Consider the following 14,387-nt stretch of genomic DNA (forward strand, 5'->3'; position numbering starts at 1 on the left):
GGCCCGGCCCCCGTAGCCCAATCGGCAGAGGCAGGCCCCTTAAAAGGGTCCCAGTGTCGGTTCGAACCCGACCGGGGGCACCCGTCCGGGTGGTGCCGCGACCTGTGGAACTACCCGAGGGCTGCCGGCGTTGGACCAGACAGCGTGGGGTGTACGAGGCTGTACCCCACGGACCGACAAGTCACCTCGAGGAGATGACGATGCCCAGCAGCAACCCCGCCTTCAGCCGTGGGTTCCCGGCGGCGGGCCCCGGCCAGTACGCGAGCTGGGGCCAGGGCCCGCAGCAGACGTACGGCGGGGCGCCCGCCCAGCACGACCCCTACGCCGCGCCGTCGCCGTACGCGGCGACCGGCCGCGCCTACATGACGATGGACGACGTCGTCACCAAGACCGGCGTCACCTTCCTGGTGACCGTGCTGGCCGCCGCCCTGACCTGGGCGCTGCCGGGGAACACCGGCATCGGCCTGGTGTTCCCCGCGGTCATCGCGGCGCTGGTCCTGGGCCTGGTGATCTCGTTCAAGCAGATCGCCAACCCGGCGGCGACGCTGTCCTACGCGGCGCTGCAGGGTGTCGCGGTCGGCGCGCTCAGCGAGCTGTACGCCAACTACTTCGGCGGCAACATCGTCATGCAGGCGGTGATCGGCACCTTCGGTGTGTTCTTCGGGATGCTGGTCGTCTACAAGACCGGCGCCATCCGGGTCACCCCGAAGCTGACCCGCTGGGTCGTCGGCGCGATGTTCGGCGTCCTGACCCTGATGCTGGTCAACCTGGTCGCCTCCTTCTTCACCCCGGGCGGCCTGGGGCTCCGTGACGGCGGCGCGCTGGCCATCGTCTTCAGCCTCGTCGTCATCGGTGTCGCGGCGTTCTCGCTGCTGCTGGACTTCGACATGGCCGACGAGGCGATCCGCCGCGGCGTCGCGCCGAAGTTCGCCTGGTACATCGCCTTCGGCCTGCTGGTCACGGTGGTCTGGCTGTACCTGGAGATCCTGCGGCTGCTGAGCTACTTCCGCGAGTGAGCTCCTGAACGGATGAAGGCCCGGTCCCCCGCGGGGGGCCGGGCCTTCGTCGTTCCGCGGGGTCTGCCCCTCAGGACAGCCGCTCGATGACCATCGCCATGCCCTGGCCGCCGCCCACGCACATCGTCTCCAGGCCGAACTGGCCGTCCCGGGCACGCAGGCCGTTCATCAGGGTGCCGGTGATCCGGGCGCCGGTCATGCCGAACGGGTGGCCCACGGCGATGGCGCCGCCGTGCACGTTCAGCTTGTCGATGTCGACGCCGAGGTCCCGGTAGCTGGGGATCACCTGGGCGGCGAACGCCTCGTTGATCTCCACCAGGTCCATGTCGTCGATCGTCATCCCCGCCCGGGCCAGCGCCTGCTTCGAGGCCTCGACCGGGCCGTAGCCCATGATCTCCGGCGACAGGCCGGTGACCCCGGTGGAGACGATCCGGGCCAGCGGCGCAACGCCGAGCTCCGCCGCCTTGCGGTCGCTCATGACCACCAGGGCCGCGGCACCGTCGTTGAGCGGACAGGCGTTGCCGGCGGTCACCCGTCCGTCGGGCCGGAAGACCGGCTTGAGCCCGGCGATGCCCTCCAGCGTGGTGCCTGACCGCGGGCTGTCGTCCTGGCTGACGACGGTGCCGTCGGGGAGCGTCACCGGGGTGATCTCCCGCTCCCAGAAGCCGTCGGCGTGGGCCTGCTCGGCGAGGTTCTGGCTGCGCACCGCGAACTCGTCCATCTCCTGGCGGGAGACGTCCTTGAGGAGCGCCAAGTTCTCCGCCGTCTGCCCCATGGCGACGTACGCGTCGGGGAGCTCGCCGTCCTCCCGCGGATCGCGCCAGGAGTCGGCGCCGCTCTCGGCGGCCTTGGCGGCCTCGGCCTGGGCGGCGTCGAAGCGCGCGTTCTGCGTGTCCGGGTGGGAGTCGGAGTTGCCCTTCACGAACCGGGACACCATCTCCACCCCGGCGGAGATGAACACGTCGCCCTCGCCGGCCTTGATCGCGTGCATCGCCATCCGGCTGGTCTGCAGCGACGAGGAGCAGTAGCGGGTGATCGTCGTGGCGGGCAGGTGGTCCATCCCGAGCAGGACGGCGACGATGCGGCCCATGTTGTAGCCCTGCTCCCCGCCGGGCAGGCCGCAGCCGAGCATGAGGTCGTCGATGTCGGTCGGGTCGAGCGCGGGCACCTGGTCGAGCGCCGCCCGGACGATCGTCGCGGTCAGGTCGTCGGGTCGCAGGTCCTTCAGGGAGCCCTTGAACGCGCGGCCGATCGGCGAGCGGGCGGCGGCGACGATGACGGCTTCGGGCATGCGGTCCTCCACGGTGAGGGACGCCACCGGCGGGACGGCGGCGGTCGACGGATCGGCTCCGAACCTACCCCCGGGTAGCCGACCCGCCCGCGCACCGCGGCTCAGGTCTCGGCGCCGGCCCGGGCCGCCTGGTCGGCCTGGCTGGGGGTGAGGATCTCCGGCGGACGGCGGCGACGCAGCCGCGCCCACGGCCCCCGCCGCCCGCTCTCCTGGCCGCGCACCTCGGTGGGCTGCACCTCGGTGCCGGTGTGGCCGGCGGCCCGGGCGGCGGCCTTCGCGATCGGCCGCACGGTGTCCCGGCGCAGCCGCAGACCACGGTCGGCGGCGGCCGGCCAGACCCCGATGCTGTCGGCGACCGACGGCAGCATGACCGCGGCCGCGGCGGCGTAGCCGGGGGCCGAGGGGTGGAACTCGTCCGGGCTGAACAGGCCGTGGTCGCTGGCGAAGCTGGGGCCGAGCACCGAGCCCAGCGACACGGTGCGGCCGCCCTCCGCCACGACGGCGATCGTCTGCGCCGCCGCGAGGTTGCGGCTCCAGCGCCGGGCCACCAGGCGCAGTGGCTGGGCGATGGGCCGGATCGTGCCCAGGTCCGGGCAGGTGCCGACGACCACGTGGCAGCCGGCGCCGACCAGCGCGCGGACCGCCTCGGCGAGGTGGCGCACGGAGGTGGCCGGCCGGGTGCGGCTGGTGACGTCGTTCCCGCCGATCATGATCATCACGACGTCCGGCCGTTCCGGGAGCGCCTGCTCGACCTGGGCGGCGAGGTCCTTGGACTGGGCGCCGGAGACCGCCAGCCGGACCAGCCGCACCGGGCGCTCGGCCAGCTCGGCCAGCGCCGCGGCGACGAGCACCCCGGGGGTCTCGTTGGCCGAGTGCACGCCCAGTCCCACGGCGCTGGAGTCGCCCAGCACGGCGAAGACGATCGGCTTGCCGCGGCCCCGGCCGTAGCGGCCGTTGCCGGTGGGCGGGTCGGCCTTCGGGGTGCGGGAGACGACCCGGCGTCGAGCCGACCGGGCCTCGTGCCGCAGCAGGGTCACCAGCCCGGCACCGGCCAGGCCCAGGCCTCCGCCTCCGTAGAAGGCGCCCGCGGCCAGTCGCCGCGCCCTGCTCGCACGCGTCACCCGGCTCGTCCTCCCGCCTCGTCCGCGAACCCACAGCGGAGCCGCTGATCGTCAGGCTAACCACCCCCTAGCGTGGGGCCGTGGCCGCCCGAGCAGACCTCACCCCGACGGACGACGCGCAGCGTCAGCAGCAGATCGTCGACGTCCTCGTCGACGCCTTCGCCGAGCTGATGGCTGCCGACGCCGATGCCTTCCGGAGCAAGTTCCGCAAGATGGCGGCCGACCCGTTCGCCTTCTACCGCGGCTCGGCCTGCCTGTTCTACGCCGATGTGGCGGCAGCGGACGATCCCTGGTCCGACGAGCGGACGTCGCGCGTGTGGATCCAGGGTGACCTGCACGCCGAGAACTTCGGCACCTACATGGACGGGCAGGGGCGCATCGTCTTCGACGTCAACGACTTCGACGAGGCCTACGTCGGGCACGTGAGCTGGGACCTGCGGCGGTTCTGCGCCAGCTTCGCGCTGCTCGCCTGGCGCAAGGCGCTCGGCGACGACGTCATCGGCGACCTGCTGCGGGTGTACCTGGGCAGCTACCTCGAGCAGGTGGACGCGTTCACGCGGTCGGACGAGGACCGTTCCTTCGCCCTCACCCGGGACAACACCGAGGGGGCGGTGCACCAGCTGATCCTGGGGACGACGGCCCGCACCCGGGTGGGTCTGCTGGACCGGCTCACCGTGGTGGAGGGCTACGAGCGTCGTTTCGCCGACCTGCCGCGCAACCGCCGGCTGGCGGACGACGAGCGGGCCGAGGTGCTGCAGGCGCTGGACCGCTGGCGGCACACGGTGTACCCGCCGCGGCGCCAGCGGGACGTGGCCTACGACGTCAAGGACGTCGTCGGCACCGGTGGCTTCGGCATCGGCAGCGCCGGCCTGCCCGCGTACAGCGTGCTGATCGAGGGTTACGACCAGGCGCTGGAGAACGACGTCGTCCTGTCGCTGAAGCAGGGCAACGTCGCCGCGCCCAGCCGGGTGGTCGACGACCCGGAGGTGAGCGGGTACTTCGAGCACCACGGCCACCGGACCGCGGTGAGCCAGCGGGCGCTGCAGGCCAACGCCTCCCAGTTCCTCGGGCACACCGAGATCGACGGGGTCGGGTTCGTGGTGCAGGAGCTCTCGCCCTATGAGCGCGACCTGGACTGGGAGGAGCTGAACGAGCCGGACGAGATCCGCCCGGTGCTGGCCCAGCTCGGCCGGGCGACCGCGAAGCTGCACTGCGTCGGCGACGCGGACAGCGACCACACGCTGGTGCCCTTCCAGACCGAGGAGGCGATCACCGCACTCCTCGGCGCGCGGCGGGAGGAGTTCGTCGAGGACCTGGTGCGGTTCGCGCACTCCTACGCGCGGCGGACCCAGGAGGACCACCGGCTGTTCGTCGACGCCTTCCGGGCCGGTCTGGTCCCCGGGATCAGCTCCAGCGGGGCCCACCCGGTCAGCGGATCGGCAGCTCGATGACCATCCCCCGGTGCGGGCCGACCGGCCGCAGGTCGTACTCGTCGGTGACGATCGTGAAGCCCAGCTTCGCGTAGAAGCCGACCGCCGAGGCGCGCGCGTCGCACCACACCAGGTCTCCGCCGCGCGCGGCCACCCGGGACAGGCCCTCGGCGACCAGCGCTCGGCCGGCGCCGTGCCCGCGCACCCGCGGGTCGGTGGCCATGCCGCGCAGCTGCCACGGCGCCTCGGCCGCGCCCACCCAGGGGCAGTCGCGCGGGTGGAACCGGACCACGCCGACGATCTCGCCGCCGTCGAGGCGCGCGGCCAGGTGCAAGGTGTACCGGGCGTCGTCCTCCTCGATCTCCGCCGCCCGTCCCTCGCGGAGCTCCTGCGCACGCAGCTCGTAGGTGACCGCCGCGTCGACCTGCTCGATGGTGATGGTGCCCGTCTGCAGGGCCCGGCCGGCTTCCGTGCTCACCGGCCCAGTCTCCCCGACCGTGCAGCGTGGCTTCGATCAGGTGACCTGATCCAGCGCTGTCCTCCTGCACCAGCACTGCTGCGGGAGGACAGCCGGTGATCAGGTCACCCGGTGTCCTGGCGATCAGCGGCGCCGGGGGCCCCGCCGGAGGCGCAGGTAGTCGGCCACCACGTACTCGCCGAGCCGCTCGCTGTCGGGCTGGAAGACCCGGCCGCCGGCCCGCTGGGTGATCTCGTGCACGAACTCGACCAGCCCCGGCTCCGGGTCGAGGGCGAACACGTTCAGGACGGCGCCCGAGCGGGCCACCCGCTCCACCTCGGCGACGGTGCGGGCGATCGTCTCCGGCATCGGCGGCCAGCAGAAGTAGGGCGTGCCGTCGTCCTCCAGGTGCGCGGTCGGCTCCCCGTCGGTGACCACCAGCACCACCGGCTCGGCGTCGCGGTGCCGGGCGAGGAAGCGCCGGGCCAGCATCAGCCCGTGCTGCAGGTTGGTGCCCTGCAGGGTGTCCACGCTGAGCTCGGCCAGGGTCTCGGGACGCAGCACCTGCGCGGTGGAGGAGAAGCCGATGATCTCGATCGCGTCCTGCGGGAAGCGGGTGGTCACCAGCGAGTGCAGGGCCATCGCCGTCGACTTGGCCGCACCCCAGGTGCCGCGCAGCGCCATCGAGTAGGACAGGTCGACCAGCAGCGCCACCGCGGCGCCGGTGCGCCGCTCGGTCTCCACGACCTCGAAGTCCTCGACCGCGATCCGTACCCGCCGCTGGTGCTCCGGGCGTGGCTGGCCGGCGGTGCGCAGCACCGCGTTCCGGACCGTCCGGACGACGTCCAGCGGCTGCTCGTCGCCGAACAGCCACGTCCGGGACGCGCCGGTGAGCTCCCCGGCCGCGCCGGCGTCGGCCACGTCGTGCTCGCCCCGGCCGGTGGCCGACAGCTTCGCGAACACCCGGCGCAGCGCGGTGGCGCCCAGCCGCCGCACCGCCTTGGGGGACAGCTGCATCCTGCCGTCGGACCGCTGCAGGTAGCCCTGCCGCTCCAGCTCGCGCTCCAGCTGGCGCAGGGCGGCCAGGTCGTCGACGGCGGAGCGGCCCAGCGCCTGCTCCAGCAGCTCCTCGTCGACGTCGGCCAGCGAGGCCCCGGCGTAGCCCTGGGACAGCTGCTGGGACAGCGCCTCGAGGTCCGCCAGCTCGGCGACCGCGGTGGTCGCGTCGCCCATCCCGAGGGACTGCTCCCCGTCGGGCACCGGGCCCCGCTGCCCCCACGGCAGGTCGGGGCGAGCCCGGCGCAGCGCGTCGTTCAGGTGCGCCATCTCGCTCTGCAGGCCCAGGTCGTCCATCACCTGGCCCATGAGGTCCTGCAGCTCCGCACGCTGCTCCGGCGACATCCCGGCGAGCATCCGCTCCTGGGCGGCGGCCCGGCGGGCGAGGGAGTCGATCAGCTCCTCGACGGACTGGGGGTCGTCGGGGAAGAACTGCCCGTGCTTCTCCATGAACTCGCGGAACTGCTGCTCGGTGTCCTCGCCCCGGTTGTGCGCGTCGACCAGCGCGGACAGGTCGGCGACCATGTCCTTGACGGCCTGCATGGCGGCTTCGGCGGCAGGACTGCCGTCCTGCTGCGCCAGAGCCTGCAGCGCCTGCTTCATGCCCTGGAACGAGCTGTCCAGGACCTCCTGGCGGAGCAGGTCCTCGATCTGCCGGTAGGCGGCCTCGCCCTCCGGGGACCGCCACTGGTGGTCCTTGAGCGCCCGCACCGCGCCGGCGGTGTCCTGCGGCAGCGCGTCGAGCTCGGCCTCGGCCAGCCGGGCGGCGTCGTCCGGATCGGGGAACAGCGCCCGCCGTTCCGCCTCCACCGCCTGGTCCAGCAGCTCCCGGACCCGCTCCAGCGTCCCGTCCATCCGCCCGGCCTGCCGCGCCTGGCGGAGCCGGTCGCGCACCGACCGGCGCAGCGCGTCCAGGCCCCGGCGCCCGTCCAGGCCGCGGCGGAGCAGGTCGCGCAGCGCCTCACGGACCCCGCTGCCGGACAGCACCTGGTCGCCGATCTCGTCGACGGCGGCGGCCACGTCGTACGGCGGCGCGAGCGGGTCCGGGCCGCCGTGCCACTTCCCGTACCGGTACCCCCGGCCCGGGCGTCCGCGGGCCATCGTCAGGCCCCGTACACCGTGCGGGTGCCGTCGCTGTCCTTGGCCAGCCGCCGGGTCAGCCACAGCCCCTCGAGCGCGAACTCCACCGCGGCCGCGGCCTGCTCGGCGGACTCCTCGCCCTCGGGCACGCCCAGCCGGCCCAGCAGCTGGGCCAGGTTGGGCACGGTGCCCAGCTGTCCGAGCAGCGCAGCGGCCGGCACCAGCTCGCCGGACTCGACCGTGTCACCGCTGGTGAAGTGCTCCTGCAGGCCGGTGAGGTCCAGCCCGCCGCAGCGGGCGCGGAAGGTCTGCGCGGTCGCCTGGCGCAGCAGGTGCTCGAGCACCTCCAGTTCCCGGTCGTCGTCGGGGTCGCTGCCGGAGTCGGCGAACTCCACCTTGCCCCGGCTGGCCGGGACGATGCTGGGCAGGTCGACCACCCGGGCCACCGGCCGGCTCTCGCCGGCCACCGCGGCGCGGCGCACGGCGGAGGCGGCCGCGGTCTCCAGCCCGGCGATGCCGAACCGGGCGCTGACGCCCGAGCGCTGGTCGACGTGGCTGGACTCGCGGACCAGTCGGGTGAAGCGGGCGATGATCTCGACCAGGTGCTCCGGCACGATCGGGGCGTCGAAGCCCTCGCCCCCGAGCCAGGTCGTGTGCGCCTCCTGGCGCAGCAACCGCAGCTCGTCGGCCAGCTCGAGCGGGTAGTGGGTGCGCACCTCGGCGCCGAACCGGTCCTTGAGCGGGGTGATGATCCGGCCCCGGTTGGTGTAGTCCTCGGGGTTCGCGCTGGCCACCAGGAACAGGTCCAGCGGCAGCCGCACCCGGTAGCCGCGGATCTGGATGTCGCGCTCCTCGAGCACGTTGAGCAGCGCGACCTGGATGCGCTCGGCGAGGTCCGGCAGCTCGTTGACGCTGAAGATGCCGCGGTTGGTGCGCGGCACCAGCCCGTAGTGCACCGTCTCCGGATCGCCCAGCGTGCGGCCCTCGGCGACCTTGATCGGATCGACGTCGCCGATGAGGTCGCCGACGCTGGTGTCGGGGGTGGCCAGCTTCTCGCCGAACCGCTCGCTGCGGTGCAGCCAGCCGACCGGGGTGCCGTCGCCGTGCTCGGCGATCTGCCGGTGCGCCCAGACGCTGATCGGGTGCAGCGGGTGCTCGTTGAGCTCGCTGCCGACGAGCACCGGCGTCCACTCGTCGAGCAGGCCGACCAGGGTGCGGATGAGCCGGGTCTTGCCCTGCCCGCGCTCGCCCAGCAGGACGAGGTCGTGGCCGGCGATGAGGGCGCGCTCGACCTCGGGCACCACCGTGTCGTCGAACCCGACGATGCCCGGGAGCGAGGGCTGCCCGGCGGCCAGGCGGGCGAGCAGGTTGTCGCGGAGCTCGGCCTTGACCGGCCGGAAGGCGACCCCGCCCTCGCGGAGCTCGCCGAGGGTCGTGGATGCGGGGGGAGCAGGGGCCGGAGCGGTCCCCAGCGGTGCGGCGTCCGTCACCTCGACCACGGTACGACGGGGGTGCGACGGCCGGGTGTCCTCCCGTCGTCCCTCCCGACTGCGAGGATCGAGACGTGTCGGACGTCGATGAGGTGGGTGCGGTCCCCCTGGTGAGCGGTGCGGACGTCGAGGCTGCCGCCCGGTTGCTCGAGGGCGTCGTGCGGCGGACCCCGCTGGAGCACTCGCGGGCGCTGGCCGAGCGGGTCGGGGGCCCGGTGTGGCTCAAGTGCGAGAACCTCCAGCGCGGGGGCTCGTTCAAGATCCGTGGGGCGTACACCCGGATCTCCCGGCTGGGCGCCGAGGAGCGGGCCCGCGGGGTGGTCGCGGCGAGCGCCGGCAACCACGCCCAGGGGGTGGCGCTGGCCGCTCGCGAGCTCGGCACCGCGGCCACCGTGTTCATGCCGGAGTCCGCGCCGCTGCCGAAGGTCGCCGCCACCCGCGGCTACGGTGCCGACGCCCGGCTCGGCGGCGCGACGCTCACCGAGGCGCTCGCCGCCGCGGTCGACTTCGCCGCCGGCACCGGGAAGGTCTTCATCCACCCCTTCGACCACCCCGACGTGATCGCCGGGCAGGGCACGGTGGGCCTCGAGGTGCTCGACCAGTGCCCGGACGTGGCCACCGTCGTGGTCTGCACCGGCGGCGGAGGGCTCGTCTCGGGGATCGCGGCGGCGGTGCGGGCCCGCCGTCCCGACGTCCGGGTCGTCGCCGTCCAGGCGGCCTCGGCGGCCGCGTTCCCGGCGTCGCTGGCGGCCGGCCACCCGGTGCCGCTCACCGCGATGAGCACGATGGCCGACGGCATCGCCGTCGCCGCGCCCGGGGACCTCACCCTGGCCCACGTGGCCGGTCTGGTCGACGAGGTGCGCACCGTCAGCGAGGCCGACCTCTCCCGGGCACTGCTGTTCTGCCTGGAGCGGGCCAAGCTCGTCGTCGAGCCGGCCGGGGTGGCCGCGGTGGCCGCCGTGCTCGCCGACCCCGCGGCGTTCGCACCCCCGGTGGTCGCGGTGGTCTCCGGCGGCAACATCGACCCGCTGCTGATGCTCAAGGTGGTCCAGCACGGCATGGCGGCGGCTGGCCGCTACCTCAACCTGCGGGTGCACGTGCCCGACCGGCCGGGCTCGCTGGCCGCCCTGCTGCACGAGCTGGCGGGACTGCAGGCCAACGTGCTCACGGTCGAGCACGAGCGGACGACGGCACAGCTGGACCTCGGCGAGGTGGAGATCGCGGTGCACCTGGAGACCCGCGGCCCCGACCACGCCCGCGCGGTGGTGGCGGCGCTGGTCGCCGCGGGCTACCCCGTGCGGACGGACTGACCGCCGGGCCGATGAGTTCCGCTCTCCCGGCTCGTCTGGACCGGTGAGCCGCCCCGGTCCTCACGGTGCGCGGACCGGGTACGACGGAGGGTGAGCGCATGGGTGGCGGGTCCTGTCGGCTGCCGGGTGGATCGCGGAAAAGCGGTCGGAACTGTCGGACTCCCGGCCTACGGTCGCCGGCATGAACCACGCCGTCGTCGTCGAGGGGCTCGTCAAGCGGTTCGGTGCGACCACCGCGCTGGGCGGGGTCGACCTCACCGTGTCCGAGGGCACCGTCCTGGGTCTGCTCGGCCCCAACGGAGCCGGCAAGACCACGATCGTCCGGGTGCTCAGCACGCTGCTGCTGCCCGACGGCGGGCGGGCCGAGGTCGCCGGTCTCGACGTGGTCACCCAGGCGACCCAGGTGCGCTCGATGATCGGGCTCACCGGCCAGTACGCCGCGGTCGACGAGTACCTGACCGGCCGGGAGAACCTGGAGATGGTCGGGCGGCTGTACCGGCTCGGCGCGCGGGAGGCACGCCAGCGGGCGGAGCAGCTGCTCGAGCGCTTCGAGCTCACCGATGCCGCCAACCGGCCGGCCAAGACCTACTCCGGGGGCATGCGCCGGCGGCTCGACATCGGGGCCTCGCTCATCGCCCGGCCCCGGGTGCTGTTCCTCGACGAGCCCACCACCGGGCTCGACCCGCGCAGCCGGCAGGGGATGTGGGAGTTCATCGCCGACCTGGTGGGGGAGGGGACGACGATCCTGCTCACCACCCAGTACCTGGAGGAGGCCGACCGGCTCGCCGACCGCATGGTCGTCATCGACCACGGCCGGGTGATCGCCCGCGGCACCGCCGACGAGCTCAAGGCCCAGGTCGGCGGCGAGCGGCTGGAGATGACCCTCGCCGACGCCGGGCAGCTGGGCGCGGTCGCCGAGGCGCTGCGGCCGCTGACCCACGGCGAGCCGCGCCTGGACCCGCAGACCCGCCGGCTCTCCGTGCCGGTCAGCGGGGGCGTCGACGCGCTGGCCGAGGCGCTGCGCCGGCTCGGCGGCCACAGCGCCGGGGTCCTCGACATCGGGTTGCGCCGGCCCGACCTCGACGACGTCTTCCTCACCCTCACCGGGCACGCCGCCGAGGGCGCCGAGCCGCCCGGCGAGCAGGACGAGCCCGCCACCACCGTCAGTGCAGGAGCGAACCGATGACCACCCTGGCGGAGACCGTCTCCGACAGCGTCACGATCACCCGCCGCAACCTGATCAAGGTCAAGCGGGTGCCCGACCTGATCGTCTTCGCGACGCTGTCGCCGATCATGTTCGTGCTGCTGTTCCGCTACGTCTTCGGCGGCGCGATCGACGTGCCGGGCGACGTCAGCTATGCCGAGTTCCTGCTCCCCGGGATCTTCGCCCAGACGGTGGTCTTCGGGAGCACGATCACCGGGGCGAGCATCGCCGAGGACCTGCAGAAGGGCTTGATCGACCGCTTCCGGTCCCTGCCGATGAGCCGGTCGGCGGTGCTGATCGGGCGCACCGTCGCCGACCTCGGACTCAACGCGATCTCGATCGTCGTGATGGCGCTGACCGGCCTGCTGGTGGGCTGGCGGATCAACACCTCATTCGGGGAGGCGGTCGGCGGCTTCGTCCTGCTCCTCGCCTTCGCCTACGCGGTCAGCTGGCTGATGGCGGTGGTGGGGCTGCTGGTGCGGACCCCGGAGGTGGTGAACAACGCCAGCTTCATGGTCATCTTCCCGCTGACGTTCGTGTCCAACGCCTTCGTGCCGCTGGAGAGCTTCCCGTCGGTCCTGCGCACCTTCGCCGAGTGGAACCCGGTGTCCACGGTGGTGCAGGGCGCCCGGGAGCTGTTCGGCAACGTGCCGGCCGGCGCTCCGCCGGCGGAGGCCTGGTCGCTGCAGAACCCGGTGCTCTACAGCCTGCTGTGGGCCGTGGTGATCCTCATCGTGTTCGTCCCCCTGTCGGTGCGGCTGTACGTGCGCACCTCGACCCGCTGACGGCGACCCGAGGACCCGGCGGTGGAGGCCGGCGGGGCAGGACGAGGATGGCGGTGATGAGCACCGCTGCCCCGGCCTCCGCGCCGGCCTCCGCGCCCCTGTCCGCGTCGAATCCGCTGGCGGCCCCGTCGCAGCTGCCGTACCAGCTCCCGCCGTTCGCCGAGATCACGCCCGAGCACGTGCGCGAGGCGCTGCTGGCCGGGATGGCCCGGCAGCGGGAGGAGGTCGCCGCGATCGTCGCCGACCCGGCCGAGCCGAGCTTCGAGAACACGGTGGTGGCCCTGGAGCGGTCCGGCGAGCTGCTCGGCCGCGCCGCGCGGGTCTTCGCGAACATGACCTCCGCGGTCTCGACCGAGCGGATCCGGGAGATCGAGCGGGAGTACGCGCCGCTGGCCGCCGCGCACTCCGACGCGTTGCGGCTCGACCCGGCCCTGTTCGCCCGGGTCGACGCCGTCCACGCCGGGCGCGCCGGGGCGGGGCTGGACGAGGAGTCGCTGCGCCTGGTGGAGCGTTACCACCTGGACTTCGTGCTCTCCGGCGCCGGCCTGGACCGCACCGGCCGGGACCGGCTGCGGGAGCTCAACCAGCGCCTGGCCGAGCTGGACACCACCTTCGACCAGAACCTGCAGCTGGCCACCGAGGCGGCCGCCGTGCTCGTGCGCGACGCCGCCGACCTCGACGGGTTGTCCGAGGCGGAGGTGGCCGCGGCCGCCGGCGGGGCGGCGGAGCGGGGGCACGAGGGCGCGTACCTGCTCACCCTGGTGCTGCCCACCGGGCAGCCGGCGCTGGCCAAGCTCCGCGACCGGGACGTCCGCCGGCGGCTGTTCGAGGCCTCGGTGACCCGCGCGTCGGCCGGTGAGCACGACAACGGCCCGGTGGCCGTCGAGATCGCCCACCTCCGGGCGGTCCGGGCCCGGCTGCTCGGGTTCGACACCCACGCGGACCTGATCGCCGCCGACCAGACCGCGAGGAGCTCGGCCGCCGTCGACGCGCTGCTCGCCGAGCTCGTGCCCCCGGCCGTGGCCAACGCGAACGCCGAGGCGGAGGTCCTCGCCGGGCTGGCGTCTGCCGACGGCGTCGAGCTGGCCGCCTGGGACTGGGCGTACTACTCCGAGCGGGTCCGCGCCGAGCGCTACGCGGTCGACAGCGCCGCGCTGCGGCCGTGGTTCGAGCTGGACCGGGTGCTGGTCGACGGGGTGTTCCGGGCCGCGGAGCTGCTCTACGGCTACACCTTCAGCCCCCGGCCGGACCTCGTCGGCTACCACCCGGACACCCGGGTCTGGGAGGTCAGCGGGCCGGACGGGGAGCCGGTGGGCCTGTACCTCGGCGACTTCTACGCGCGGGAGGGCAAGCGCGGCGGCGCGTGGATGAGCTCCTTCGTCAGCCAGTCGGCGCTGCTGGGCACCCGGCCGGTGGTCTTCACCAACCTCAACGTCACCCGCCCGGCGGCCGGGCAGCCGACGCTGCTCACGCTCTACGAGGTGACCACGCTGTTCCACGAGTTCGGGCACGCGCTGCACGGGCTGTTCTCGGCGGTGACCTACCCCCGGTTCTCCGGCACCAGCGTGCCGCGCGACTTCGTCGAGTACCCCAGCCAGGTCAACGAGATGTGGGCGCTGTGGCCGGAGGTCCTCACGCGCTACGCGACCCACGTCGAGACGGGCCAGCCGCTGGCCGCCGAGACGGTGCAGGCCATCGAGGCGGCGGCGCTGTGGGGCGAGGGTTTTGCCACGCTCGAGTACCTGGCCGCGACCCTGCTCGACCAGGCATGGCACCGGATCGGCCCGGACACCGTCGTCCCCGACCCTCAGGCGTTCGAGGCCGAGGCGCTGCAGGCCGCCGGCGTCGCCCATGACCTCGTGCCGCCGCGCTACCGGACGACGTACTTCCAGCACGTCTTCGCCGGCGGGTACTCGGCCGGGTACTACTCCTACATCTGGTCGGAGGTGCTCGACGCCGACACCGTGGAGTGGTTCAAGGAGAACGGCGGCCTGCGGCGGGAGAACGGCGACGTCTTCCGTGGCCGGCTGCTCTCCCGTGGCGGCTCGGTCGACCCGCTGGGCGCCTTCCGTGCCGTCCGCGGCCGGGACGCCGACACCGGCCCGCTGCTCCGCCGCCGCGGCCTCGCCCGTTCGGTCTGACCGGCC

At 73.8% G+C, this 14,387-nt stretch carries 11 protein-coding genes and 1 tRNA gene; 7 read left to right on the plus strand and 5 right to left on the minus strand.

Annotated elements, in window-relative coordinates; all coding sequences use genetic code 11:
- Window positions 1–6: 6 nt before the first annotated feature.
- Window positions 7–80 (plus strand) — tRNA-Leu (locus HL189_RS00785).
- A 120-nt stretch (window positions 81–200) separates the two neighbouring features.
- Window positions 201–1,016, plus strand: a complete 816-nt coding sequence (locus tag HL189_RS00790) for a Bax inhibitor-1/YccA family protein (protein WP_369131789.1) — start codon at window positions 201–203, stop codon at window positions 1,014–1,016.
- A 70-nt stretch (window positions 1,017–1,086) separates the two neighbouring features.
- On the opposite strand, the gene HL189_RS00795 is transcribed toward HL189_RS00790, so the two are convergent.
- Together HL189_RS00795 and HL189_RS00800 are read right to left on the minus strand one after the other, a co-directional pair.
- Complete coding sequence (locus tag HL189_RS00795; protein ID WP_369131790.1) at window positions 1,087–2,307, minus strand: acetyl-CoA C-acetyltransferase; 1,221 nt, start codon at window positions 2,305–2,307, stop codon at window positions 1,087–1,089.
- A 101-nt stretch (window positions 2,308–2,408) separates the two neighbouring features.
- A complete protein-coding gene (locus HL189_RS00800; RefSeq protein WP_369131791.1) occupies window positions 2,409–3,428 on the minus strand; it encodes an SGNH/GDSL hydrolase family protein in 1,020 nt (339 codons plus the stop codon).
- A gap of 80 nt (window positions 3,429–3,508) precedes the next feature.
- On the opposite strand from HL189_RS00800, the gene HL189_RS00805 reads away from it, so the two are divergent.
- Complete coding sequence (locus tag HL189_RS00805; RefSeq protein ID WP_369131792.1) at window positions 3,509–4,879, plus strand: DUF2252 domain-containing protein; 1,371 nt, start codon at window positions 3,509–3,511, stop codon at window positions 4,877–4,879.
- On the opposite strand, the gene HL189_RS00810 is transcribed toward HL189_RS00805, so the two are convergent.
- From HL189_RS00810 to HL189_RS00820, 3 genes are all read right to left on the minus strand, one after another.
- On the minus strand, window positions 4,857–5,336 hold the full coding sequence (locus HL189_RS00810) for a GNAT family N-acetyltransferase (protein WP_369131793.1): 480 nt from the start codon (window positions 5,334–5,336) through the stop codon (window positions 4,857–4,859). The genes HL189_RS00805 and HL189_RS00810 overlap by 23 nt on opposite strands.
- Window positions 5,337–5,459: 123 nt before the next feature.
- Window positions 5,460–7,472 carry a VWA domain-containing protein gene (locus tag HL189_RS00815; protein ID WP_369131794.1) on the minus strand — a complete coding sequence of 671 codons (2,013 nt, stop codon included), beginning with the start codon at window positions 7,470–7,472 and terminating at the stop codon, window positions 5,460–5,462.
- 2 nt (window positions 7,473–7,474) lie between these two features.
- A complete protein-coding gene (locus tag HL189_RS00820) occupies window positions 7,475–8,941 on the minus strand; it encodes a magnesium chelatase (RefSeq protein ID WP_369131795.1) in 1,467 nt (488 codons plus the stop codon).
- Between the two features lie 74 nt (window positions 8,942–9,015).
- Here HL189_RS00820 and ilvA point away from each other — a divergent pair, with 74 nt between their 5' ends.
- The 4 genes from ilvA to HL189_RS00840 all read left to right on the plus strand — a co-directional run bounded on the left by ilvA (window position 9,016) and on the right by HL189_RS00840 (window position 14,381).
- Window positions 9,016–10,251 carry a threonine ammonia-lyase gene (gene ilvA, locus HL189_RS00825; RefSeq protein WP_369131796.1) on the plus strand — a complete coding sequence of 412 codons (1,236 nt, stop codon included), beginning with the start codon at window positions 9,016–9,018 and terminating at the stop codon, window positions 10,249–10,251.
- A 181-nt stretch (window positions 10,252–10,432) separates the two neighbouring features.
- On the plus strand, window positions 10,433–11,437 hold the full coding sequence (locus HL189_RS00830; protein ID WP_369131797.1) for an ATP-binding cassette domain-containing protein: 1,005 nt from the start codon (window positions 10,433–10,435) through the stop codon (window positions 11,435–11,437).
- Window positions 11,434–12,240 (plus strand): ABC transporter permease, encoded by an 807-nt coding sequence (locus tag HL189_RS00835; protein WP_369131798.1) that lies wholly within the window; start codon window positions 11,434–11,436, stop codon window positions 12,238–12,240. Before HL189_RS00830 ends, HL189_RS00835 begins: the two co-directional genes overlap by 4 nt.
- A gap of 56 nt (window positions 12,241–12,296) precedes the next feature.
- On the plus strand, window positions 12,297–14,381 hold the full coding sequence (locus HL189_RS00840) for a M3 family metallopeptidase (protein ID WP_369131799.1): 2,085 nt from the start codon (window positions 12,297–12,299) through the stop codon (window positions 14,379–14,381).
- The last annotated feature ends 6 nt before the right edge of the window (window positions 14,382–14,387 follow it).

Origin of the sequence: Modestobacter sp. I12A-02662 (genome assembly GCF_041028325.1) — a bacterium.
Lineage (GTDB): Bacteria > Actinomycetota > Actinomycetes > Mycobacteriales > Geodermatophilaceae > Modestobacter.